The sequence below is a fragment of the Corynebacterium sp. HMSC062A03 genome (assembly GCF_001811145.1).
Taxonomy (GTDB): Bacteria; Actinomycetota; Actinomycetes; order Mycobacteriales; family Mycobacteriaceae; genus Corynebacterium; species Corynebacterium aurimucosum.
Genome location: NZ_KV803648.1, coordinates 31,425 through 53,371, shown reverse-complemented (window position 1 = coordinate 53,371; position 21,947 = coordinate 31,425). Strand labels below are relative to the sequence as shown.

At 62.3% G+C, this 21,947-nt stretch carries 20 protein-coding genes, 1 tRNA gene and 1 other RNA gene; 13 read left to right on the top strand and 9 right to left on the bottom strand.

Features of this window, described 5'->3' with window-relative positions; all coding sequences use genetic code 11:
- Positions 1–33: 33 nt before the first annotated feature.
- The 4 genes from HMPREF2781_RS02160 to HMPREF2781_RS02145 all read left to right on the top strand — a co-directional run bounded on the left by HMPREF2781_RS02160 (position 34) and on the right by HMPREF2781_RS02145 (position 4,225).
- Complete coding sequence (locus HMPREF2781_RS02160) at positions 34–1,605, top strand: mechanosensitive ion channel family protein (RefSeq protein WP_070643989.1); 1,572 nt, start codon at positions 34–36, stop codon at positions 1,603–1,605.
- Positions 1,606–1,884: 279 nt separating this feature from the next.
- Positions 1,885–2,532 carry an excalibur calcium-binding domain-containing protein gene (locus HMPREF2781_RS02155; RefSeq protein ID WP_070643986.1) on the top strand — a complete coding sequence of 216 codons (648 nt, stop codon included), beginning with the start codon at positions 1,885–1,887 and terminating at the stop codon, positions 2,530–2,532.
- A 10-nt stretch (positions 2,533–2,542) separates the two neighbouring features.
- Positions 2,543–3,346, top strand: coding sequence for a serine hydrolase domain-containing protein (locus HMPREF2781_RS02150; RefSeq protein WP_070643984.1), 804 nt, complete (start codon positions 2,543–2,545; stop codon positions 3,344–3,346).
- 399 nt (positions 3,347–3,745) lie between these two features.
- Positions 3,746–4,225 carry a hypothetical protein gene (locus HMPREF2781_RS02145; RefSeq protein ID WP_070643982.1) on the top strand — a complete coding sequence of 160 codons (480 nt, stop codon included), beginning with the start codon at positions 3,746–3,748 and terminating at the stop codon, positions 4,223–4,225.
- A 3-nt stretch (positions 4,226–4,228) separates the two neighbouring features.
- Here HMPREF2781_RS02145 and HMPREF2781_RS02140 read toward each other — a convergent pair whose 3' ends face one another.
- Both HMPREF2781_RS02140 and HMPREF2781_RS02135 read right to left on the bottom strand, forming a co-directional pair.
- A complete protein-coding gene (locus HMPREF2781_RS02140; RefSeq protein ID WP_070643980.1) occupies positions 4,229–5,008 on the bottom strand; it encodes an HAD-IIA family hydrolase in 780 nt (259 codons plus the stop codon).
- Entirely contained in the window at positions 5,005–5,307 is a 303-nt protein-coding gene (locus HMPREF2781_RS02135) for an acyl carrier protein (protein ID WP_070643978.1), read from the bottom strand. The genes HMPREF2781_RS02140 and HMPREF2781_RS02135 overlap by 4 nt, the downstream gene beginning before the upstream one ends.
- Positions 5,308–5,333: 26 nt before the next feature.
- Between HMPREF2781_RS02135 and HMPREF2781_RS02130 the strand changes: the two genes are divergently transcribed.
- Positions 5,334–6,347 (top strand): alpha/beta fold hydrolase, encoded by a 1,014-nt coding sequence (locus tag HMPREF2781_RS02130; protein ID WP_070643976.1) that lies wholly within the window; start codon positions 5,334–5,336, stop codon positions 6,345–6,347.
- A gap of 216 nt (positions 6,348–6,563) precedes the next feature.
- Here the strand turns inward: HMPREF2781_RS02130 and aceE are convergent, their stop codons facing one another.
- The gene (aceE, locus tag HMPREF2781_RS02125; protein WP_070643973.1) at positions 6,564–9,320 is read right to left on the bottom strand and encodes a pyruvate dehydrogenase (acetyl-transferring), homodimeric type; all 2,757 of its coding nucleotides are present in this window, start codon (positions 9,318–9,320) and stop codon (positions 6,564–6,566) included.
- 173 nt (positions 9,321–9,493) lie between these two features.
- Here aceE and HMPREF2781_RS02120 point away from each other — a divergent pair, with 173 nt between their 5' ends.
- Both HMPREF2781_RS02120 and HMPREF2781_RS02115 read left to right on the top strand, forming a co-directional pair.
- Positions 9,494–9,931, top strand: coding sequence for a DUF3052 domain-containing protein (locus HMPREF2781_RS02120; RefSeq protein ID WP_070643970.1), 438 nt, complete (start codon positions 9,494–9,496; stop codon positions 9,929–9,931).
- Positions 9,932–10,043: 112 nt separating this feature from the next.
- Positions 10,044–10,119: transfer RNA gene (locus HMPREF2781_RS02115), tRNA-Val, on the top strand.
- An 857-nt stretch (positions 10,120–10,976) separates the two neighbouring features.
- On the opposite strand, the gene HMPREF2781_RS02110 is transcribed toward HMPREF2781_RS02115, so the two are convergent.
- Positions 10,977–11,954, bottom strand: a complete 978-nt coding sequence (locus HMPREF2781_RS02110; RefSeq protein ID WP_070643967.1) for an SURF1 family cytochrome oxidase biogenesis protein — start codon at positions 11,952–11,954, stop codon at positions 10,977–10,979.
- 31 nt (positions 11,955–11,985) lie between these two features.
- Entirely contained in the window at positions 11,986–12,477 is a 492-nt protein-coding gene (locus HMPREF2781_RS02105; protein WP_070643965.1) for a low molecular weight protein-tyrosine-phosphatase, read from the bottom strand.
- Between the two features lie 103 nt (positions 12,478–12,580).
- Between HMPREF2781_RS02105 and HMPREF2781_RS02100 the strand changes: the two genes are divergently transcribed.
- The 5 genes from HMPREF2781_RS02100 (at position 12,581) to HMPREF2781_RS02080 (ending at position 17,201) form a co-directional block, all read left to right on the top strand.
- Entirely contained in the window at positions 12,581–13,429 is an 849-nt protein-coding gene (locus tag HMPREF2781_RS02100) for a Nif3-like dinuclear metal center hexameric protein (protein ID WP_070643962.1), read from the top strand.
- Complete coding sequence (locus HMPREF2781_RS02095) at positions 13,430–14,146, top strand: zinc ribbon domain-containing protein (RefSeq protein WP_070643960.1); 717 nt, start codon at positions 13,430–13,432, stop codon at positions 14,144–14,146.
- Positions 14,143–15,312 carry a bifunctional RNase H/acid phosphatase gene (locus HMPREF2781_RS02090; protein ID WP_070643957.1) on the top strand — a complete coding sequence of 390 codons (1,170 nt, stop codon included), beginning with the start codon at positions 14,143–14,145 and terminating at the stop codon, positions 15,310–15,312. The genes HMPREF2781_RS02095 and HMPREF2781_RS02090 overlap by 4 nt, the downstream gene beginning before the upstream one ends.
- 15 nt (positions 15,313–15,327) lie before the next feature.
- An RNA gene (rnpB, locus tag HMPREF2781_RS02085) (RNase P RNA component class A) lies at positions 15,328–15,760 on the top strand.
- A 37-nt stretch (positions 15,761–15,797) separates the two neighbouring features.
- Positions 15,798–17,201 carry an RNB domain-containing ribonuclease gene (locus HMPREF2781_RS02080; protein WP_070643955.1) on the top strand — a complete coding sequence of 468 codons (1,404 nt, stop codon included), beginning with the start codon at positions 15,798–15,800 and terminating at the stop codon, positions 17,199–17,201.
- On the opposite strand, the gene HMPREF2781_RS02075 is transcribed toward HMPREF2781_RS02080, so the two are convergent.
- Complete coding sequence (locus HMPREF2781_RS02075) at positions 17,198–18,469, bottom strand: galactokinase family protein (protein WP_070643952.1); 1,272 nt, start codon at positions 18,467–18,469, stop codon at positions 17,198–17,200. The genes HMPREF2781_RS02080 and HMPREF2781_RS02075 overlap by 4 nt on opposite strands.
- A gap of 147 nt (positions 18,470–18,616) precedes the next feature.
- Between HMPREF2781_RS02075 and HMPREF2781_RS02070 the strand changes: the two genes are divergently transcribed.
- On the top strand, positions 18,617–18,805 hold the full coding sequence (locus tag HMPREF2781_RS02070; RefSeq protein WP_012715171.1) for a hypothetical protein: 189 nt from the start codon (positions 18,617–18,619) through the stop codon (positions 18,803–18,805).
- 158 nt (positions 18,806–18,963) lie between these two features.
- Here HMPREF2781_RS02070 and HMPREF2781_RS02065 read toward each other — a convergent pair whose 3' ends face one another.
- The 3 genes from HMPREF2781_RS02065 to HMPREF2781_RS02060 all read right to left on the bottom strand — a co-directional run bounded on the left by HMPREF2781_RS02065 (position 18,964) and on the right by HMPREF2781_RS02060 (position 21,876).
- Positions 18,964–20,691, bottom strand: coding sequence for a CYTH and CHAD domain-containing protein (locus HMPREF2781_RS02065; RefSeq protein WP_070643950.1), 1,728 nt, complete (start codon positions 20,689–20,691; stop codon positions 18,964–18,966).
- A gap of 109 nt (positions 20,692–20,800) precedes the next feature.
- Positions 20,801–20,950 (bottom strand): hypothetical protein, encoded by a 150-nt coding sequence (locus HMPREF2781_RS12685; RefSeq protein ID WP_246821751.1) that lies wholly within the window; start codon positions 20,948–20,950, stop codon positions 20,801–20,803.
- Between the two features lie 107 nt (positions 20,951–21,057).
- Positions 21,058–21,876, bottom strand: coding sequence for a DUF2786 domain-containing protein (locus HMPREF2781_RS02060; RefSeq protein ID WP_246821750.1), 819 nt, complete (start codon positions 21,874–21,876; stop codon positions 21,058–21,060).
- Positions 21,877–21,947: the final 71 nt, after the last annotated feature.

The following is a 21,947-nucleotide window of genomic DNA, read 5'->3' as shown; positions in this document are numbered from 1 at the left end:
GTTCTATCAGCCTGAAGGAGTAATCTCGGCGAAATGCTGAAGTACTACATGTTCGCCATCTGGCAGGCCATCGTGGACCATGGCTTGCCGCTGTTGGGAATGCTTCTGTTGGGCATTCTCATCCCGCGTATCGGCCGGCTGGCCGTGCGGGTGATTGAGTCCCGTTTGGATGAGAACCAAGAATCCACCAAAGCGCGCCTAGCGCTTGCCGGGGCGCTGGTCTATGTGGCGCAGGCGGTGGTGTACTTCCTGCTCGTGCTGGCTGCGCTGTCCAATCTTGGGGTGCCACCCCTCGGCGCGGCGATTCCGGCGACCGTCGTCTCGGCTGCCGTCGGTTTCGGTGCGCAGTCCATCATCGGTGATTTCCTCGCGGGTTTCTTCATCCTGTCGGAAAAGCAGTTCGGTGTGGGTGACTACGTCAGCTTCGACGGCGTGACGGGTGTGGAGGGCACCGTGGTATCGCTGACTCTGCGTACGACGACGGTGCGCACACCCACCGGCGAAGTCGTCATGGTGCCCAATGGTTCTGCCGGCGTGGTCACGAACTTCTCCCAAGAGTGGTCCCGTGCGGTGGTGGATATTGCCATCCCGGTTCATGAGGGCGATTCTTTGCCGGAGATCACCGAGCAGGTGGAAAAGATTTCTCAGCACGCCCTCGATGCCCCGGAAATCCGCGGGGATGTGGCTGGCGAGCTCGACGTCCTGCCCGCTACCGGGCTTACCGCACCCACTGCGGCTGGCCAGCCCTGGCAGGTACAGTATCGCGTCTTGGTGCAGGTGAACCCCGCCCGCCAGTGGGCGGTGGAGCGCGCTATTCGCTCAGCCCTGCTGTCCTCCTTCTGGGATCTCTACAAGCTGCCCACGGCGGAGGGCTTGCCGGGCGATGCCCTGCAGGTGCTTGGCGACGCCTCCGATACCACCACCCCCACCACCGTCATGCCGGCGGCAGGTACTGCTTCGATCTCGCAGCACAGTGCGACGTCGGATAGCGCGGCTGAGACGCAGACGGAGGTGATCACCACAGAGGCTGTGGCGGATGCCGGAGAGAAGCCTCAGGAGAACATGGATGACGGCCCAGGCCGCCCGGCGTTCTCCGATGAATCCGACGACGAGGAAGAGGACGACTACAAGGGCGGCATCTGGCGCGCCGATAAGCCGGAGACTAAGTGGCAGTATTTCTGGACGCTGGGCGGGCGCGTGCGCGCCTCCACTATGGGACTCTTCGCCTCGCTCGGCGTGGTGGGCCTGCTGCTCCTTTTCTCCGCCAACCCGGATGGGGTGGATGCCGGATGGCTATCGCCTTCGCGCTGGATGGGCGAATCAGAAGCAGCTTCTGAGTCCGCGGAACCGTCTGAGCCTTCGGCCGCACCGAATAGCACGCCGCAGGATGCCCCGGCTACTGAGCCCACGGGCCAAGAACCGACGGATGCAGGCCAGCCGGCGACGCCGACTGATAGCGCCCCGGACAGCGAGGCCACGCATGTCCCGGCGGATCCGCAGGCCCCTGCAACGCAGACCCCAGCGGAGCAATACTCCGAAACAGCTGCACCAACAGCTAATGAGCAGCCCACCGTGAACGCCACGGAGCCTTCCAGCGCGATGTAGGTCCTGTAGAAAGCCCAACAGGGTTGGAAGAGCGTCGCCGAGAGACAGCAACACCGTACAGCACTCAGGGGGCAGCACCGAGAGGTGCTGCCGGGAAACGCTTGGAGAGGCCGCACCAGAGATATGAGTGATAGGGAAGTGCAGCGGCGCAATGCGCTACACCTTATGTATCGCCAAGGCGGGGTCATTCGTTAACGAAGCGTGTGTCGGGGGGCAATCCAGCCCCAGCTCATTGCGTAATTTCCTGTGGGGAAGAACCACGGGCTATAACTTATCTTTATGACTAAGTTCTCTCGTGCGGTTCTCGCCGCCTCTGTCTCTGTTTCTCTTTGTTTATCCGCTGTTGTTCCTGCTCAGGCGGAGACTGCTGGTCAGGGAGTCGAGGCTCCTGCCGCTGACTCCTCCGCCGCTGATACTGGTGCAGATTGGTCCTCCGAGCAGGACGCTGCATCCTCCATCCAGGATGCTGAGTCCTCTGAGCAGAGCTCTGATTCTTCCAGCGAGGAAGATGATGCTGAGTTCCAGCAGTCCTCCCAGGGGGAGAAGATTGCTCTTGGCGTGGGCATTTCCGCAGCCATTCTCGCGGCAATTGCTGGCGGCGTCTACTGGGCCGTGCAGCAGCGCATCATCCCGAATCCGCTTCCAGGTCTGATTCCTTCGCCGCCGGCCCCTGCGCCGGCCCCGGCTCCCGCACCAGCGCCTGCTCCGGCACCACAGCCAGCTCCCGCGCCCGCACCAGCTCCTGCTCCGAAGCCTGCGGCCAAGCCCGCTCCCGCCCCGGCACCGAAGCCGGCTCCGGCATACTTCACTCGTTGTGCTGATGTGTGGAACGCGCTCGGCCGCCCGATCTATGCGGGTGAGCCGGGTTTCCGCTCCAAGTTCGACCGCGATGGTGATGGCGTAGGCTGCGAGCGCGATCCTCGTTAAGCTGGAGCGCATGAGCGCTTTTTCTTCTCTTGAGTCCTGGCCAGTCGATACCGTTGCTGCCGCCCTGCTGCACCGCGGCGAGGTGGTAGAGCAGCTGGGAGATACCTCCCGCCGCTTCCCGGTGGCGTCTGTGACCAAGTTGGTGGCCGCCTATGGGGTGATGGTGGCCGTCGAAGAAGGGGCGGTGGAGCTGGATCAGCCTGCAGGCCCTGACGGCTCCACGCTGCGCCATCTTTTGGCCCATGCCTCGGGGGTGGGCTTTGATACTCGTGAGCAACAAAAACCAGTCGGCGAGCGCCGCATCTACTCCTCAGCCGGCTATGAGTGGGCCGCCGAGGAAGTGGAAAAGGCCACCGATATTCCCTTTGCTGAATACCTTGCTGAAGGCGTGTGTGCCCCGCTCGGCATGCAGGCGACGATCCTGGAAGGTTCGGCCGGGCACGGCTTGGTTTCTAGCGTGGAGGACCTTGCTGCTTTTGCTGCCGAGGTACATTCGCCCAGCCTGCTCGATCCTTCGACGGTGGAGGAAATGCGCAGCGTTCAGTTCCCTGGGCTGCGCGGCATCGTTCCCGGCTATGGCAGCTTCAAGGACTGTACGTGGGGGCTGGGCTTTGAAATCCACGGCGAGAAGAAGCAATGGATGGGTGGCTTGCCGGCCGATACCGTGGGTCACTTCGGTATGAGCGGGACTTACCTGTGGGTGGCGGGTGATTGGGCCATGGTGGCGCTCACGGACCGTGACTTTGGTGAGTGGTGCAAGCCGCTGTGGGCTGAGTCCAACACGGCCATCTGGGAGGAGTGCCAGGCGCGCTAGGCACGGTTGTGCGAAGGTCCTGGACGTCGTCGCGGCGCCCTTCGGTGCGCCGCGACGGGGGTAGTGGGAGGGCTGTGATGACAACGCGCGCATGGTGCGTGCGTTAACTTGTGTGGTTCAAGTGATTTGTGGGGCGAATTTCGGGGTAGAAGTCTCAAGTCTTTGTTGAGGCTGTGGGGGCTTAAGTGCAGGTTGAGGGTTGTTGTGGCCCAAGTGGCAAGGGAAAATTGTGGTCACACAACGACGCACCGCGTGGCCACATACTGCGGCCACACCAGGCGGTGTTCGCGCCTCGGCGCGAGTGACGTGATGAAGACAAGTTCGTAGGGGAAGACGAAGCTCGTCTTGCGTCGGCGCATGCCGGCGTGCCATCACTCGCACGTCAAAGGAGTTTAAGGAGTGAATCAACGCGTTCACCCGCAGCTGGCCGGTGCCGCCGCGCCGGCCGCTTCAGCCACCCCACTTGGTAGCCCGGCGGATAGTTGGCCCAACCGTGCCTGCGGTGAGGTCTGCACAGCCGTGTTAGAGATCTCGGGCATGCCGCGCAGCCTGCGCCCCGCCATTGAGCGCGCCATGGCGCGCTGCATTCGCAGCGAAAGCGAATTCATCGTGCCCGGGGATGACCCGCTGACCGCCCAGTGGTGCACCCGCTGGCGTCGCGACCCACTGTGGGACGTTGTCAGCATGAATGCCGACAACACGATAACGACGGATACCGACAACGTAGTTAAAGGGGAAGCCGCCAACGCAGGTTGCACCGGAATCGGCTGCCAGCAAGTGCTCACCGGAACGCCCAGCGAATTGGAAGCGCTGGGCCGTGCGGTGGAGATGCTGGCGGGGGAGTATGGTTTCCGGGGCGTCGTCAAGCGCGCGGTCTAAGCCCTAGTCCGCGAAGGGATCGAGGATACGCTCCGGCAGATCCGCCACGGAATCAATGATGCGTGTTGGGCGGAAAGGATAGCGCTCGATGATGCGGTCATCGCTGATGCCGGAGCGCACCAGGATGCTGCGCATGCCGGCCTCCAGGCCAGACTTGACGTCGGTATCCATGCGGTCACCGATCATCACGGTGTTCTCCGAGTGCGCGCCAATGTTATTCAACGCACTGCGCATCATGACCGGATTGGGCTTGCCCACGTAATAAGGCTCGCGGTTGGTCGCTGCGGTGATGAGTGCCGCGACAGCGCCCGTGGCTGGCAGCACGCCCTGCGGGGCCGGGCCCGTAACATCCGGGTTGGTGGCAATGAACCGCGCGCCGTCGCGGATGAGATTGATTGCCGTGGTGATGGCTTCAAAAGAATACGTGCGGGTCTCACCCAAGACCACGAAGTCCGCGTCCCGGTCATTGAGAATCCAGCCGGCCTCGTGCAGGGCGGTGGTCAGACCAGACTCGCCCACGACATAAGCCGTGGACAGCCCCGCCTGGTTGGAGAGGAAAGCCGCCGTGGCCGTCGCGGAGGTCCAGATGCGCTCCGCCGGGATATCCAGGCCTGTGTTCTGAAGACGTGCTGACAGGTCCCGCGGGGTGGACATCGAGTTATTAGTCAGAACCATGTACTCGATGTTGTTATCCTTCAGCGCTTGGATGAATTTATCCGCGCCGGGAATCATCTCCCCTTCCTTGATGAGGACGCCGTCCATGTCCGAAAGATAAGAAATCACGAGTGTTCCTCCACATGCTCAGCAAGTTCGCCCACCGTGGTCACGGAGAGCATGGTTTCTTCATTAAGACGGACCCCGCAGGCTTCCTCGAGGCGCACGGCTAATTCGATGCGCTCGAGTGATTCAACCCCCAGGTCCTCCAACTTCGCTTCGCGCTCCAGGCCTTCCTCCACGCCGGTCACCTTTGTGATGAGGCGGGTGAGCTCACTATAGGCGTCGCCGGCGGGGGCAGAATCTTTCTCTTCTGCCGGCGCGGAGCCGAAGCGGGCTTGGAGTTGCGCTGAAAGGTCATTAGCCATGGGGCCCAGTCTAGTATTGAAATGTCATGGTTATTCGAGCACGTTCCTCCGCCATCGCCCGCAGCTGGTCGCGCCGGGTTCGCCCCCGCATGCGCGCCGTCGAGCACACCGTCCACAACGATCTGCATGATCTCACAACAAAGCCAGGGCTGACAGGAGTGAGCGACTCGGGCTTCGTGGATAACGACGGCGTGCGCGTGGCCTGGTATGAGGTGGGCCCTGAGGATGCGGAGGTCACCGCGGTTTTCATCCACGGCTATTGCCTGTCTGCTGAGAGCTTCTACTCCCAGGTCAACGACGTGCGCCGTAACTATCCAACGGTGCGCTGCCTGCTTGTCGATGTCCGCGGCCACGGCCAATCCACCCACGTCGCCCCCGCGCAGTGCACGGTGCGGGGCGCGGCCGATGACGTGCTGGCCGTGATTTCCGAGCGCGCCACCGAGGGGCCCTTGGTCCTCCTCGGGCATTCCATGGGCGGGATGATCGCGCTGAATTTATTGCGCCGCGCCCCGCGGGATGTCTTTGATCGCGTCGAAGGAATGGCGCTGGTGGCCACCTCGATGCAGCGTTTTGCCGCCGCTGGCGCGGCTCGCATCTTGGAATCGAAGACGCTGGGCATGGTCTACCGCGCTTGCCTGAAGCTGCCGAACCGGCTCAACCGCGTGCGCTTCGAGGCAGCAGCACTCATCGCCCCAGTGTTTGCGGCACTGTTGCAGGGCTTCCCGCAGATGGACAAGCTGCAATTCCACGTGGCGATGCTGCTGGATACTCCGATGTCGAGCTACGCGGGCTTCTTCGATGACTTGGTAGAGCACTCCGAGTACGGCGCAACGGCGCGGCTGCGCAGCGTGCCGGGGGAAATCGTGGTGGGCCAGCATGACATTGTGACCCCGCGCCGCCAATCGGAGGTCATTGCCCGCCACTGGCCGGACTCTACCCTGACCGTCATCGATGGCGCCGGCCACATGGTCATCCTGGAAGAGCCTAGCGAGGTCTCTAAGGCTTTGGGCAGGGTCCTCGATCGCGTGCTCGGCAACTAGTCCTCGCCGCTGATGGCTGCTGAGCCTTTTATCGGCGTTGGCTGAGCCTCCTGTGGTGGTCGAACTGCCCGTCCTGCCAAAGTTATAGCCTCTGATTCAAGATCTGGCCAGAACTTTGGCAACTAGGGCAGTTGCCCCTGGGCTGGAACATGAGTTGAGCATGAGAAAGCCCCTCCTGCTCAGGCAGAAGGGGCTAGAGCTGAAAAGCCTTAAGGCTTAGTCCTCATCGGAGGACGTGGAGACGGTGGCGGTCGGGTCGTCGAGCTTTAGCTCGCGGGCCGCCTTCTCTACGGTGCTGCGCTCCACCTTGCCCTCGCGGGCGAGGCCCTCGAGGACGCCGACGACGATGGACTCGGCGTCGATGTTGAAGTAGCGGCGAGCACCCTCACGGGTGTCGGAGAAGCCGAAGCCGTCTGCGCCCAGGACGATGTACTCACCCGGGACGTAGGGGCGAATCTGCTCCTGCAGGTCCGTGGCAAAGTCGGAGACACCGACGAACGGTCCCTCGAAGCCCTTGAGCTGGGAGGTAGCGAATGCCTCGGTCGGCTCCGTGCCCTTGCGCAGCGCCTCCTGGTTGCGGGCAGCACCGTCGCGAGCCAGCTTGACCCAGGACGTGACGGAGAACAGCGAAGCCTTGACGTCGTAGTTCTCAGCCAGGATCTCCTGGGCGCGCAGAGCCTCGTACATACCCACACCGGAGGCCAGGATGTTGGCAGGGATGGAGCCGGACTCAGCGGTGTTGTAGTGGTAGATGCCCTTGTGCAGGCCCTCGACATCGAGGTTCTCCGGCTCGGCAGGCTGCTTGACCGGCTCGTTGTACACGGTGATGTAGTACATGATTGGCTCGTTGTCCTCGCCGTACATGCGCTCGATACCGCGGGGGACCAAGTGCGCAATCTCGTAGCCGAAGGCTGGGTCGTAGACCTCCACAGCCGGGTTGGTCGACGCCAAGATTGGGGAGTGGCCGTCCATGTGCTGCAGGCCCTCACCGGTCAGGGTGGTGCGGCCGGCGGTAGCGCCGATGATGAAGCCGCGGCCCAGCTGGTCGCCAGCAGCCCAGAAGGCATCACCGGTGCGCTGGAAGCCGAACATCGAGTAGAAGATGTACAGCGGGATCATCGCCTCGCCCTGGGTGGCGTAGGAAGTAGCCGCCGCAGTGAAGGACGCTGCGGCACCGGCCTCAGAAATGCCCTCGTGCAGAATCTGGCCGTCCGTGGCCTCGCGGTAGGAGAGCATGAGGTCGTGGTCCACCGGAACGTAGTTCTGGCCGCGCGGGTTCCAGATCTTCAGGGTGGGGAACCACGAGTCCATACCGAAGGTGCGGGCCTCATCCGGGATGATCGGCACGACGCGCTTGCCCAGCTCCTTGTCGCGCATGAGCTCCTTGAAGGTACGCACCAGCGCCATGGTCGTGGCCACGTCCTGCTTGCCGGAACCCTTGCGTACCGAGCGCAGCTTGGACAGGTCTGGGGTTGACAGAGTCTCGAAGTTCTCACGGCGCTCCGGCAGGAAGCCGCCCAGCTCTTTACGACGCTCCAGCATGTACTTGATCTCCGGAGCATCTTTGCCCGGGTGGTAGTACGGCGGCAGGTACGGATCGGCCTCGAGCTGCTCATCGCTGATCGGGATGCCCTGCTTATCGCGGAAGAGCTTGAGATCCTCCAGCGTCAGCTTCTTCATCTGGTGGGTAGCATTGCGGCCCTCGAAGTTGTGGCCCAGGCCGTAGCCCTTAATGGTGTGGGCCAGGATGACCGTCGGGCGGCCGGTGCCCGCGTAGCTCAACGCCTTGTCGTAGGCAGCGTAGATCTTGCGGTAGTCGTGGCCACCGCGGCGTAGTGCCCAAATCTCATCATCGGACATGTCCTCCACCAGCTTGAGCGTGCGCTCATCGCGGCCGAAGAAGTGCTCGCGCACGTAGGCACCGTCGTTCGCCTTGAAGGTCTGGTAGTCACCATCGGAGGTGGTGTTCATGATGTTGACCAGGGCGCCGTCCTTATCGGCTTCTAGCAGCTTGTCCCAGCCACGGCCCCAGACAATCTTTATGACGGACCAGCCGGCACCGCGGAAGAAGGACTCCAGCTCCTGAATGATCTGGGTGTTACCGCGCACTGGGCCGTCAAGGCGCTGCAGGTTGCAATTGACCACGAAGGTCAGGTTATCCAGCTCATAGAGGGAAGCCATCTGCAGCAGACCGCGGGACTCCGGCTCATCCATCTCGCCGTCACCCAGGAAGGCCCAGACGTGCTGCTTGGAAGTGTCCTTAATGCCGCGCTTCTCCAGGTACTTGTTGAAGCGTGCCTGGTAAATGGCGTTGATCGGGCCAAGGCCCATGGACACAGTGGGGAATTCCCAGAAGTCCGGCATCAGGCGCGGGTGCGGGTAAGAAGGCAGGCCATTGCCCTCGCCGCGGGAGTGCTCCTGGCGGAAGCCGTCGAGGTCCTCCTCGCTCAGGCGGCCCTCCATGAAGGCGCGGGCGTAGACACCCGGGGAAGCGTGACCCTGGAAGAAAACTTGGTCACCGCCGGAGGGATCGTCCTTGCCCTTGAAGAAGTGGTTCAGACCCACCTCATACAGCGGGGCAGCGCCTGCGTAGGTCGAGATGTGTCCGCCGACGCCAATGCCTGGGCGCTGCGCGCGGTGTACCATGATGGCCGCGTTCCAGCGGATCCAGCGGCGGTAGCGCTTCTCCAATTCCTCATCGCCCGGGAACTCCGGCTCGAGGGAGGTGGGGATGGTGTTAACAAAATCCGAGGACGTCAGGGACGGCAACGGCACGCGCTTAGCGGTAGCGCGCTCAAGAAGACGCAGCATGAGGTAGCGGGCGCGCTCCGGATCGGAAGAATCTAGAAGACCATCGAGGGAGTCCATCCACTCGCGGGTCTCCTCCGGGTCGGAGTCATGCAGGTATGCTGCCACGCCATCGCGAACGATGGGAAAGTTGGAGTCGCCGTTGTGGGCGTCCAAGTCGGCCATTAAATCCTCCTGGGTCGTAGTACACAGATCTTGCTCTAGGATACGCGCCTCGTTCACGGTGGGGCACTCGGAGGCCCCCACGGGTGGTTTTATGAGGGAAAATGTCCACCTTGGGGCAAGAATGGGGGAGGTTTGACGCGAAAAAGTGCACCGTAGACGTTAAAATACTCTGCATGACATCAACTACTTCATCGGAAGGAACTCAGCGAGTGACGGGATTTGCAGCCAAGCTCGGCGTCGAGGAGGGCCAGATTGCCCTGGAACTTGGCTGGGACGAGGACTGTGACTCCACGATTTCTGAGTCCATCGAGGACGTGTTGGGGGAGGACTTCCTCGAGGAAGAGACCGACGAACTGTGTGACCTCGTGCTGCTGTGGTGGCGCGCGGAGGACGGCGACTTGGTCGATGGGCTGGTGGATGCCACCCGTCCCCTGGGTGATTCCGGCCGTATCTGGCTGCTGACCCCGGGTGCTGGAAAGCCGGGCAACCTGGAGCCGGGCGAGATCTCCGAATCCGCACAGCTGGCCGGCCTCGTACAGACCAAGGCCGAGCGCCTCGGTGAGTGGCAGGGTTCCTGCCTCGTGGCCCGCGGATACACCAAGAAGCCCTAAGGGAAATCGCAGGATTTCCCTGCTCACGCGGCATCCGCAGCGTCGAATCACACCCCGATTTGTTGCTGCGGCTGCCCATGGGCTAATCTTGTTCGAGCACACCAAGTGCACTGCGGCTTTAGCTCAGCTGGAAGAGCAACTGGTTTACACCCAGTAGGTCGGGGGTTCGATCCCCTCAGGCCGCACCAAATGAAACCCCTTTCCGTTAAGTCGGAGAGGGGTTTCGTCGTGCTCGGCGGTTGCCCGCGGGTGCTCTAGGGCGAAGGCCGCTTTGGCGGTCGGCGTAGATGCGGACTGCTCCGGCTGCTTTGAGTTGGGTGTGTTGGCGTTCGGGGGTTTGGTCAGGGTTTAACCCTAGCGAACACTTGGTATGGTTCCGGAATTAGTGTTCGGTTAGGGTATACCTCAAATGTGAAGCTTCCTAGAACAATGGCCGAACGATGTAATCCGGGTGGGGGAGACTACTAACCACACAAACCCGCGCTAAAACAGCAAACATGTATTGAGGAGGATGGCATTGACGCGTAAACAGAAAAGCGCAGCCTACTGGTCGAGCGTTACTGTCGTTGTAGTGCTGTTCATCGCAACGCTTGTAATCAATTATCTAGCAGGACTAAGTGCTGATGAATCATACTTTGGAGCACATTGGTGGCATCGTCTGGCGTGGGTTACGCCACTGTTGTTCTTGGCTTCTTTGATTTGGGCCTGGTTCGAGCACAGGAAGGTGCATCGGTATCCGCATTGACCCATATTTAGTAGGGTCGCGCGTGAATGAGAAGGAAGCCTTTGCGCTTGGGTGAAAGATGCTTTTTGCTCTAGTGGGGAGTGTCGATCGGGCCTAACCCCCGACGTGTCTACTTTCCGGGGTCAGGCCCATGTCTTCGCCCCAGTTGGGAATGCAGTTCTCAGCGGTGCAGCCAGCGGCTTCAAGAATACTGTCGGCAATCTCCATGTTTAGAAAGCCGGCAATCTCGGAAATCTCGGTTTCGGTCGCTTCTCACGTCCACGCAATCGCGTTCATGATCGTCCCCTTTGGGGGCCGAGGCTAGAAGCGTTCCTGACCGCGCTCGCGGATCTTCTCGTAGAAGTCCGGCTTGGCGGAGCCATAGCGCGAGCGGGAGCGGCGGGAAGGCTGCGTTCCAGCCGCCGGTCTTGGTCCTGAGGCAGAAGGCGCTGTGGCTTCGGGGTGCTCGCTCGCAGGCTCCTCGTGCTCGGAGATATCGACGTCTGCGGACGCATCGGGGGAGCCAGCACTGGTGGCGGCCGCGGTGGCCTCAGCCATCAGGGTCTCCTCGTCGCGGGCGCGGCGGCGCTCCCGAATCTCAGACCACACGAAGTAAGCAAAGCCCAGCGGCGCCATCACGCCGAAGGCAATCCACTGGTAGCCGTAGGAGAGGTGATTGCCACGGTCCAACTTCGGCACCGGCAGTGCATTCAGCTCACCTGGTTGCTCGGGGGAGAGTTGGAGGTAGTCGTGGGCGAGGGGGACGTCGACAAGCTCTGCTATCTGCTCCGTATTGATGGAATAGACCTGCGTGTAGCCCTGCTCCTCAATGGGGGCGGAGGAGTGCTCGCGCTCGTTGTAGCGCGCCATGCCCACGATGGTCACCTTGTCCGTGGGCGCCGGGTCGATGTGGGGCACGGAATTGCCCTCATCCGTGGGCATCCAGCCGCGGTTGACCAGGAAGGTCTCGCCGGATTCGGTTTCAAAGGGGACCAGTGACTGGAAGCCCGGGGCGGACTCCACCGGGCGCAAGCGCAGGAGAACCTCATCCTCCGGGAGGTAGTGGCCAGTTAGCTCCGCGCGCTCCCACTCCTTGTGCAAGGAACCATCCGCCGAAAAAACCTCGGTGACCGGTTGGGGGTCGGCCTCATAGGCCTCCTCAATGAGGTGGTTGCGCTCCACAATCTGATCGTCCTTATTTAGCTGCCACGGTGCCAGCACCGTGAAAGAGAAATAGGAAAAGGCGACGACGAAGATGAGAAAGAGCACCCACCCAGGCTTGAGGAATGTCTTGAGCATGATGATCAGTCTAGTAGCCGCAAAGAATTATCTAGCCGTGGTTCGTCTTAATCCACTCGAGTAGGCCGGGAACGGCGGCATCAATCTCCTCGCGGGTGCGGGCGAAATCCTCCTCCGTGCCGTAGAAAGGATCCTCTACGCTGGCATCCTCCGGGGAATTCGGATCGAAGCTGCGCATGAGGCGCACCTTCTCCTGTGGGATGCCGCGATCTAGGAGGGCATCGCGGTGGCCGGTGTCCATGGCCACGAAGAGATCCGCGTCCATGTGCTCTTCGCCCAGCTGGGCAGCCTGGTGGCCGGCACCATCGTGGCCGCCGCGGCGCAGCTCCGCCACGGCGCGCTCATCCGCGCCCTGGCCCACGTGCCAGCCGCCGAGGCCGCAGGAGTCCACGCGCGCGAGGAGATCGAGCATGTCGGTCTCCATGGCATCGCGGGTAATGATTTCCGCCATTGGTGAGCGGCAAATATTGCCCGTGCACACGAAGACGATGTGGAGCTGGTTGTTGTTCTCCGGAGGCGTCATGCAAAGGCTCCTTAAGCTAGAGGGGTGCGCTGACGAACGAAAGCTAGGATATAGCAGCGACGCGATTGACGTGAAACCTCAAGCCGTATAAGGAGCATAGGAGATGGCAGAACACACGACCGTTGGCGAGATCCGCCGCGTTATCCACGAGGCCTACCCGCCGCAGCTGGCCGAGCCCTGGGATGCCGTTGGCCTGGTATGCGGCGACCCCACGGATGAGGTGAGCACCGTGGCTTTCGCTCTGGACTGCACCCAGGAGGTGGCAGACAAAGCTGTGGAACTCGGCGCGCAGATGCTCGTGGTGCATCACCCGCTGCTTCTGCGCGGGGTGACCTCGGTGGCGGTGGATACCCCGAAGGGCAAGGTCATTCACACTCTCATCCGCAACGGCGTGGCCCTGTTGGCCGCGCATACCAACGCGGATAAAGCACGCCCGGGTGTCAACGACAAGCTGGCTGAGCTCGTCGGAATCAAGCCTGGGCGCCCCATCGTCCCGGTGGAGCCCTATGAGAACCTCGACGAGGCCTTGGGGCTAGGGCGCGTGGGCGAGCTGGAGGAGCCAGTGACTCTGCGCGAATTCACCCAGCGCGTGGCCGATGCCCTCCCGGAAACCGAGTGGGGAGTGCGCGCGGCCGGTGACCCGGATCGCCTGATTAAACGCGTGGCCGTCTCCAGCGGCTCGGGGGACTCTTTCCTGGACCAGGCGGCCGCGCTCGGAGTGGACGTCTACGTCACCTCCGATTTGCGCCACCACCCGGTGGATGAGCACCTGCGCGCCGCACACTTGGCGGAGCCGGAGGGCCCAGCCGTGGTGGATACTGCTCACTGGGCCAGCGAGTTTCCCTGGACTGCCCAGGCGCGCGATATTGTGGAGGACGCATTGCGCGTGAACACCGAGATCATCGATGTCCGCACCGACCCATGGACGATTTCTGCGCATAAGGAGAACTAAATGAAACTGCCACAGGACCTGCAGAACATCCTGCTGGAGCTGGCCACCCTCGAGCGCTCCCAGGCGCACGGTGGAACTCCCACCATCCCGGAGCAAGAGGAATACGAGAAGGCTCAGGCCGCACACGCCCGGCTTGTCGACGCCTCCGGCTCCGCCCAGCTCGCCGTTGATGACATGGAGATGGAGATCCTGCGCATCCAGGCTGATGAGCGCAAGCTGCGCCAGCGCGAGCGCGATGACAAGGCACAGCTCGGCGCCGCGACCGACCCGGAGACCCGCAAGGATCTGGAGCACGATCTCTACGCGGCCAAGTCCCGTATCGCGGATCTCATGAGCGAGCTGCAGGAAGCCCACAACGAAATCCACGCCCTGCGTGCCAACCTGGACGTCCACGGCGCAAAGGTCTCCGATTCGGAGCGCAAGCTCGAAGTCCTCAAGCGCGCGGCCGAGGCCGCCCAGGAGGCTGCGGCGAACCGCCCCGACCCACAGGTGCGCATCGGCCAGCTGCGCGAGCAGCTGCCCGCGGATGTCCTGGAAGAATACGAAACCGTGCGCGAAGAAAACGGTGTGGGGGCCGCGGCCTTCACCGGCCGCGCTTGCGGCGGCTGCTTCATCGTGTTGCCGCCGGCCGAGCAGAACGCAGTGCGCAACGCGGCGGCCGACGAGCTTCCGCAGTGCTCCGATTGCGGCTCCTACCTGGTGCGCCCGGCCTCATGAAGCTAGTCATCTTCGCTGATGGCGGCTCCCGCGGAAACCCCGGGATAGCCGGTTCTGGCACGGCGGTGTACAACGAGGACCGCTCGCAGCTGCTCAGGGAAATCGCCTACGTCGTGGGCCAGAAGTCCACCAATAACGTGGCCGAATACCACGGCCTGCTGCGTGGCCTTGAGGCCGCGGTGGAGCTGGGCGCCGACGAGGTGGAGTTTTATATGGACTCCAAGCTCGTGGTGGAGCAGATGAACGGGCGCTGGAAGATCAAGCACCCGGACATGCAAAAGCTCGCCATCGAGGCGCGCCGCCTGCTCAACCAGATTCCGCGCTTCAGCCTCGAGTGGGTACCGCGCGCCAAGAACTCGGTGGCCGATGAGCTGTCCAACGTCGCCATGGATGCCGCCGCGAAGGGCGAGCCCGTGGGCATCCTCGACATGGGTGCCGGCGACGCCATTGAAGCGGACGCTGCTCTCGATGCTGCGGGCAGTGGGGAGGCAGGGGAGACGTCGCCAAGCACTGCGTCCTCAACCGCGGCCGACTGGCGCCCCGAGCGTGGCCCAGCCACCCGCTTCATCCTGCTGCGCCACGGGCAGACGGCGATGTCCGCCGCCAAGCAATACTCCGGGCGCGCGAACCCCGAGTTGACTGAGTTGGGCAAGAAGCAAGCGCTCGCCGCTGCCCAAGCCTTGGCCGATACCCACATCGATGCCGTGGTGTGCTCGCCGTTGCGCCGCTGCCAGCAGACGGCCGCGGCCGTGGTTAAGGGCCGTGACCTGCGTGTGGAAACCGTCGAGGACCTCATTGAGGTGGACTTTGGACGCTGGGAGGGCAAGACCTTTGCTGAAGCCGACGCCGCCGACCCCGAGCTTCACGCGCGCTGGCTGAAGGATACGTCCGTGGCCTGCCCGGGCGGGGAGTCCCTGCGCGTCGTGCACCGCCGCGTCAGTGCTGCGCGCCGTAAGTTGCAGCAGCGCTACGCGGGGCAGACCGTTCTCGTGGTTTCCCACGTCAACCCCATCAAGTCCTTCGTGCGCCAGGCGCTTGATTCCGGACCGCAAACACCCAACCACCTCTTCTTAGAGCTGGCTTCTGTGAGTGAGGTTGAATTCTTCGACGGCGGCAGCACTCTGCACCGTTTCAACGATGTGGGGCATCTGGGCGCGCTGCGATAAACTAACAGGCGCGAATGAGCCGACCGGGCAAACGCGTTCCGTCGAACCGGTTCCGTTATGGGACTAGGCGCGGGCCGAGGAAAGTCCGGACTCCACAGAGCACGGTGGTTGCTAACAGCAACCCGGGGTGACCCGCGGGAAAGTGCAACAGAAAGTAGACCGCCGCGCCCTTCGCTTCGCTCCGGCGCGGCGTGGGGTAAGCGGTAAGGGTGAAAGGGTGCGGTAAGAGCGCACCAGCACCGTCAGCGATGGCGGTGGCTGGGTAAACCCCACTGGGAGCAAGGCATCACGGCCCGCCACGCTAGCGGGCCCGATCAGGCGTTAGTAGGTTGCTCGCCGAAGCCTGAAGGTAGCTGCTTGAGTCAACTGGCAACGGTTGGCCTGGATGGATGTTTGCCACCGCGCCACGCGCGCGGCACAGAATCCGGCTTATAGGTTGGCTCATTCGCGCCCTACACTTTTATTTTTTGGAACAATGGGGCGGCATGAAACTGTATGCCGCGCCCTTGGACTTTCGGCCCATCGCTGAGGAGTTTTCTGTTCCTACCGACTTCCCAGAGGAGGTCACCGCACAGGCCGCGTCCGCGCAGGACCGCTATGCCGAGCAGCGCCGCGATGCCCGGGACATCCCGTTGGTGACCATTGACCCGGCTGGCTCCAAGGATCTGGACCAGGCCGTCTTCATTGAGGCGCGCGATGGCGGCTACCGCGTGCTCTATGCCATCGCGGATGTTGCCGCTTTCATTGAACCGGGCTCCGCACTCGAGACCGAGTCCCTCAAGCGCGGCCAGACTATCTACCTGCCTGATGAGCCAGCGCGGCTGCACCCGCCGGAGCTCTCCGAAGATAGGGCTTCGCTGCTTGCCGACGTCGACCGCCCCGCCGTCCTCTGGACCTTCGACCTTGACTCCGCGGGTGAGGTGGAGGACTTCTCGGTGGAGCGCGCGCTCGTGCGCAGCCGCGCGCGGCTGGACTATGACCAGGTCCATGAGGACTTGGAGAATGGTGCGCTGCATTCCTCCATCGCCTTGCTGCCGGAAGTAGGAAAGCTACGCCAGGCCTCCGCGCTGCGCCGCGAGGCGATCAACCTGCGCCTTCCTTCGCAGCGCGTATCTGAAAGCAGCGATGGGGAAGAAGGGCACTACGAGCTGGTGATGGAGCCGCGTCACGAGGTGATGGACTATAACTCGGAGATTTCCTTGCTTACCGGAATGTGTGCGGGGCGGTTGATGGAAGAACACGGAGTTGGTTTCCTGCGCACCCTATCTGCGGCCACCCCGGAGGCCGAGGCAGCTTTTCGCTCGGAAGCGGAGGCGCTGGGCTTCGAGCTGGGGGAGCGCAGCATCTCGGAATTCCTCCATTCCGTGGATGCGGATTCACCGCGCGGGATGGCGGTGATGCGTGAGGCCCAGCGGCTTTTGCGGGGTGCGGACTACGTGTGGCTCGAAGATGGCCAAGCGGACGTGCACGCGGGAATCGGCGGCTACTATGCGCACGTGACCGCCCCGCTGCGGAGGCTTGTCGACCGCTTCGCCACGGAGGTCTGCTTGGCGCTGAGCGGTGGCTACGAGGTTCCGCAGTGGGTGCGCGAGCGCGCCGGGGATGTCATGTCCACGATGCGCTCAACATCGCAGTTGGCCTCCCAGGTGGATAAGGCGTGCTTGAACCTCACGGAGGCGACCGTCTTGGCGCCGTGGGTAGGCACCAACTTCGAAGCCGTCGTGGTTGATGGTGGGCCAAAGCGCGAGAAAGCACGGCTCTTCGTGCTGGACCCACCGGTGATTGGGCAGGCCGTAGGCCACCCAGAGACCGGCAAGGAAACGATGGTGTCCTTGGTGAAGGCCGACGTTGCGGAGCGCGATGTGCTCTTTGCCTGGCCGGCAGATTAGTCCTCGGTGATTGCAGGGCTTCCGGCAGAAAGCGGAATGACCAGCAGGCCGTCCTCGGCCAAGTCGGCCGCGAAGTTTGTGGCCCTAGCGCTCGGCACGTAGGCGATGACGGCGGAGGATGTGCCGGCGTGAGCAGAGCGTGAGGCGACGGCACCGCGGGCGGTGGCCAGCTGCGCGAGTTTTTCTGCGGAGTTGAAACCATAGACGGTGGCCAAGGCAGACTGCGACTGTGTGAGCAGCGGGAAGAGCTCGGTGCCGCGGCGGGAGCGCAAAGCACGAGCAATGCCTTCGGCGCGCTCAGTTTCCTCCGAGTAGAAGGTCAGCCATGCCGTGGCTTCGGCGATGGTCGGCTGGTTCTCGGTGCCGTGCACCTTGTGGACCGCGGCCAGCCACTCAAGGACGCGCTGGGGCGCATCCGGCAACAAGCGCAGCGACGGCGTGCCGAAGGCGCGGCAGGCGGCGTCGATGAATCGCTCGCGGGCGCGAATCTCCGTCACGGCCTCAGCGGAATCCACGTCTCCGGGCACGGCCAAGGCGAAGGCTGCAATGTCCTTGTTGATCATGTGGGGTGCCTGGGTCACGGAGCCATCGGCGTAGTCGATGATGGTGATGGAATCACCTGCGCCGCGCAGGGCAGCGGAGTGACGAGCGCGCAGTGCAGGGAATCGCGCGAAGGTGCCAACCGCTTGGGAACAGACCTCTGCGATACGGGCGCGCAGCGGGGCGCCATGCAGATCATCCGCCGTGCCGAGCAACGCCAAAGCGGTGGCGATGTCGATGGCTGCTGCGGCGCCGAATCCAGTTGAATCGGGGATGTCGTTGACCACGGTGATATCGGCACCAGCGGTTTCGCGGGTAAGGAGCTGGCGGTTAATCATGGTGTAGATGATGCCGCCGAGGCGCGCCGCGATAGCGCCTTCGGGTGCTGGGGGTTCGATGGGCTGGCCTTCAGAATCCACGCTGGGCTGCTGTTGTGCAGCGAGGGCAGAAACCTGTTCGAGGGAGATCTCGTCTTCAACGGTCTCGCCATTGGTGTACTCGAGGTGAACCTTGACGAGTCCGTCGCTGCGGGGGCTGACAGCTGCTGCCGCGCGGATATCTGCAAGCCCCATGATGGCGATGCCGCCGTAGTGGTCGATGTGCTCGCCAATGAGTGCCCAAGTGGCGGGGGCGCTGGCGACGTGTGCTGATTCAGCGCCCACGTTCTCGCGGTGTGCGGCGCGAACGCGGTCGACGGCCGGGGTCGAAGGGGCAGTCCACAGGGGCATCGGGAAGGTTCTCCTTTGCTGGTGGCGATATCCTGCCAAAGAAGTAGCAGCAGGACTAAGTGACCTATCTATTCTAACGGGCATGGTACGTAGGCGGTCTGTAGTGTGGGGTGCACTGAGTGAGAGATGAAGAGAATGGAGAAAATTATGGCTGAGGCCGATAACAAGTGGTTCTATGACCCGTCCACCGGTGAGGTATCCCAGGGCAAGGTGTCCGGTTGGGAGAACCGCATGGGACCTTATGATTCCCGTGAGGAGGCTGAGCGCGCCATCGAAATCGCGCAAGCACGCACCGCTGCAGCTGATGCTGAGGACGCCGCCGAGGACGATTACTAAAGCACCACACCGCCGAGAACGGCACGGCTGATTAAGAAACCCACTTAAGAAGTCCGCTCAACAGAAGCGGCCCACACCACCGCACGGGAGCGAAGGTGTGGGCCGCTTCGGCTTGTTGCCTCGCAGCGCAGGAAGACTAGAGGAGGAAAGCCAGCCGGCTAGCGCAGTTTCTTGCGCAGCGGCTTGAAGGCAGACTTGATGGCCTTGAAGCTATCCGAGTAGGCGTTGAGTGCTTCCAATCCGATGATGCGCTCACGCTGGTAGAGAAGGCCATAGCCGAAGGCGTCCTCACCACGGCGGCGTGCGCTTTCTGCCAACTCGAGCAGCTTATCGCGGGAGGTCACCGAATCCTGGAAGTCTCCCAAGACAGATTGCATCTGCTTGCAGGCCTTGTAGAGGTTCTTCGTCTTCAGCGTGGTAGCGGACCCAGCAGCTTCCGCGGCATAGCGCAGCTTCTTCGCTGCCTTGCGCATATCGTGGAAGTACTCCTCACGCTCGTGCAGCGTCAGCTCGGTGTTATCCCAGTTGGAGACGGCTTTCTTGTGGCGTTTGACCAGCTTGTCATAAGCCTGCTTGAGGTGCAGGGCCATCACCGTGTCGAGATCGTGGGGCTCGGCTTCCTCATCAGACTTGGCGTGCTTCGGCTCGTAGTCTTGTGCTGCTTCTTGTTCCTGAGCGGAATCAGTGGATGCCGACTCGGCGCTTTCAGAGTCTTCCGCTCCGCTATCCGCGGATGAGCTGTCTGAGTCAGCGGAGGTGTCTTCCCCGGCAACCGGCGGGTTGGCGAGGAAAGCGTCCAGTGCATCGAGCAGAGCCAGGTATTGGTCCGAATCGAGCGCGGCGATGACTCGGCGATGCGCACGGCGGTAGGCACGGCCCATGTCATGCGCAATGTGCTCGCGGGTAGCGTCATCGAGAACATCGGAGTCCTCGGATGCGAGCAGATTCTGCCAACGTTCTTCCACAACCTCGGCATCACGGGCAACGCCCAGCATGGCCGCAAGCTCCTTGAGATCTGACTCGATGCGCTTGATCTCAGGGCCCACCACAATGCCGTGGAAGGTCTGCAAGTGGCTGCGCAATTCACGGGTAGCCACACGCATTTGGTGCACCGAATCCCACTCATCCCGGCGAACCCGCGGATCGAATTCGACGAGCTTGTCCCGATTAGCCTTCAGTGCCTCCACGACTGCCGCCGCGGGGGAGCCCGGCTCCACAGTGGACGCGACGAGGGCCGGAGGCAGCTCGACGTTGTTGATGGAGTCTCCCAATGCAGACTTCAGCTTGGACGGCGAGGAGGAAACCCGAGCTCCAGAACCGATCAATAGGGAAGTGGCGTGCCGCAGCAGTTTGCTGCCTGCTTTGCTTCCTGGCAGGTCCCCGGCGAGCTCTACTTCCCACTCGCGCCATGTGCTCTGCGAACCACCCGGCAGGAAGGAGAACGCGGTGACATGGTCATCGCAGAACTCAGCAACTGGCTGTTCGTCTGCGTCAATGAGGAGCAACTCGGTGCGGTTGTTATCCACCTGTGCGATCGGCTCAAGAGGCTGGTTGCGCACGACCGATCGGACCTGGTGGAGCAACTCGTCCGGAACCTCGTATTTGCCGTCGATGGGCTCACCGAGTTCCGCGCGGATCTCAGTGCGACCTTCCGCACCGGGAATCTTGATGTGCCAGCCATCATCATTTCCGCCGGTGCGACGTCGCAGCGTGATCTTCGCGTGGGTAAGGCGGAGGTCCTCGGTGTCGTAGTAAATCGCGGACAACGAGTGGTGGCGGGTTTCTGCAACACGGGAAACCTCATCGAGGTGGGTGAGATCCGGCATGGGGGTGGTCTCATCCACGGCGAACTTGGCTTCGATTTCAAGGAACGTCTTTGGAGACATGTACACACCTTCGTCGGGGAGCGAATTGATAAAAAGGAGGCATCAAACCTCGGTACCGCCTTCTAGGTTACCTGGCTAGTAACACAAATGTGCCTGCCATTAATCGTCCTTAGCAGGTGAGTTGGCGGCGTCCGTTAAGCCCCGAGGAATCACCTCCCAAGTGGGACTTTTCTGCAGCTGATGCGCCGGCGGATACTCCTGCGTGGCTTCTCACCGCCAGGGAGACGGTGCGCGCATTGGGGTAGATTCGATCAGTCACTGCTTCGGCGTTGCGGCGGCGTTCTTCGACTGCCGATAGCGATTGCTGAGCCAGGGTAATTTCGTCTTGCCGAGTGCTGGGGCCGCTTGGTGCCGAAGCAGTCCCTTCTACGTCGTGGGAGAACAGCTTTGAATTTGCTTCCTCCAATAACTCACCGATACGGGTGGCATAAGACAGAATGAAGCTTCGGCGGAAAGACGCCACATTGCCAAGCTGGCGCGCACTCTCGGCGTGTTCGCCGTGGTGCATATGCCATTCACATTGCCGTAGAAGTGAGGCGAAAAGATCAGTAACGTGGTGAACGTCCTCTTCAGCGCCAATGACGGTGACAATCCCTTTGGGATGCAGCCTGAGGGCGGTGCATCCGTTCCGATCCGCAATGACGCTGAGCAGAGTGTTTTGTGGTTGATATAGGGAGCGCTGATATGGATGCGTGTGGATACCACCGTGTCCGAGGAACTAGTCAGTGTCTCCTCGAGGCGGTGCCGTTGTTGCAGGCTCTGCGCTTTGGCGATGAGCGCGCTGGCTTCTTCTTCATAGGGAGTGGATTCTGCTTTTCGCAAAAGATGAGAGATTTTGGCGCGGATCCTATCTTCCTTGCTGTCGCGGGATGCCCGAGAGTCGGTTCGTTGGGCCGCTAGCACTTCAACGTCCCGAAGGGGTGGCAGGAAAGTGATTGCTTCAATAAGTCGCATGAGGTCATCGGTAGACATGGTCATCGAGGCAGGCGGGGTGATGCTCAACCATTCCTTGCGCAGCGCAGTGGAACTAATCTGTGCGGGAACATGAGGGGCGGCGCGATAAATGAGTGGGTGGCAAAAACTACCCAGGACATGGAGCAGGTCTTTAGGCGACCATCCTTGCTGGGCTGCTTGGCTAATGAGCTCGATTCCTCGCTGGCTCAGGGTTGCGTGTTGTGCGTTCATGGCTGTTCCTCATCCTTCTTTATGGGTACATCTGTTCGGTTGTGTGGCCATTCAAGCATGTGAAGCCGACA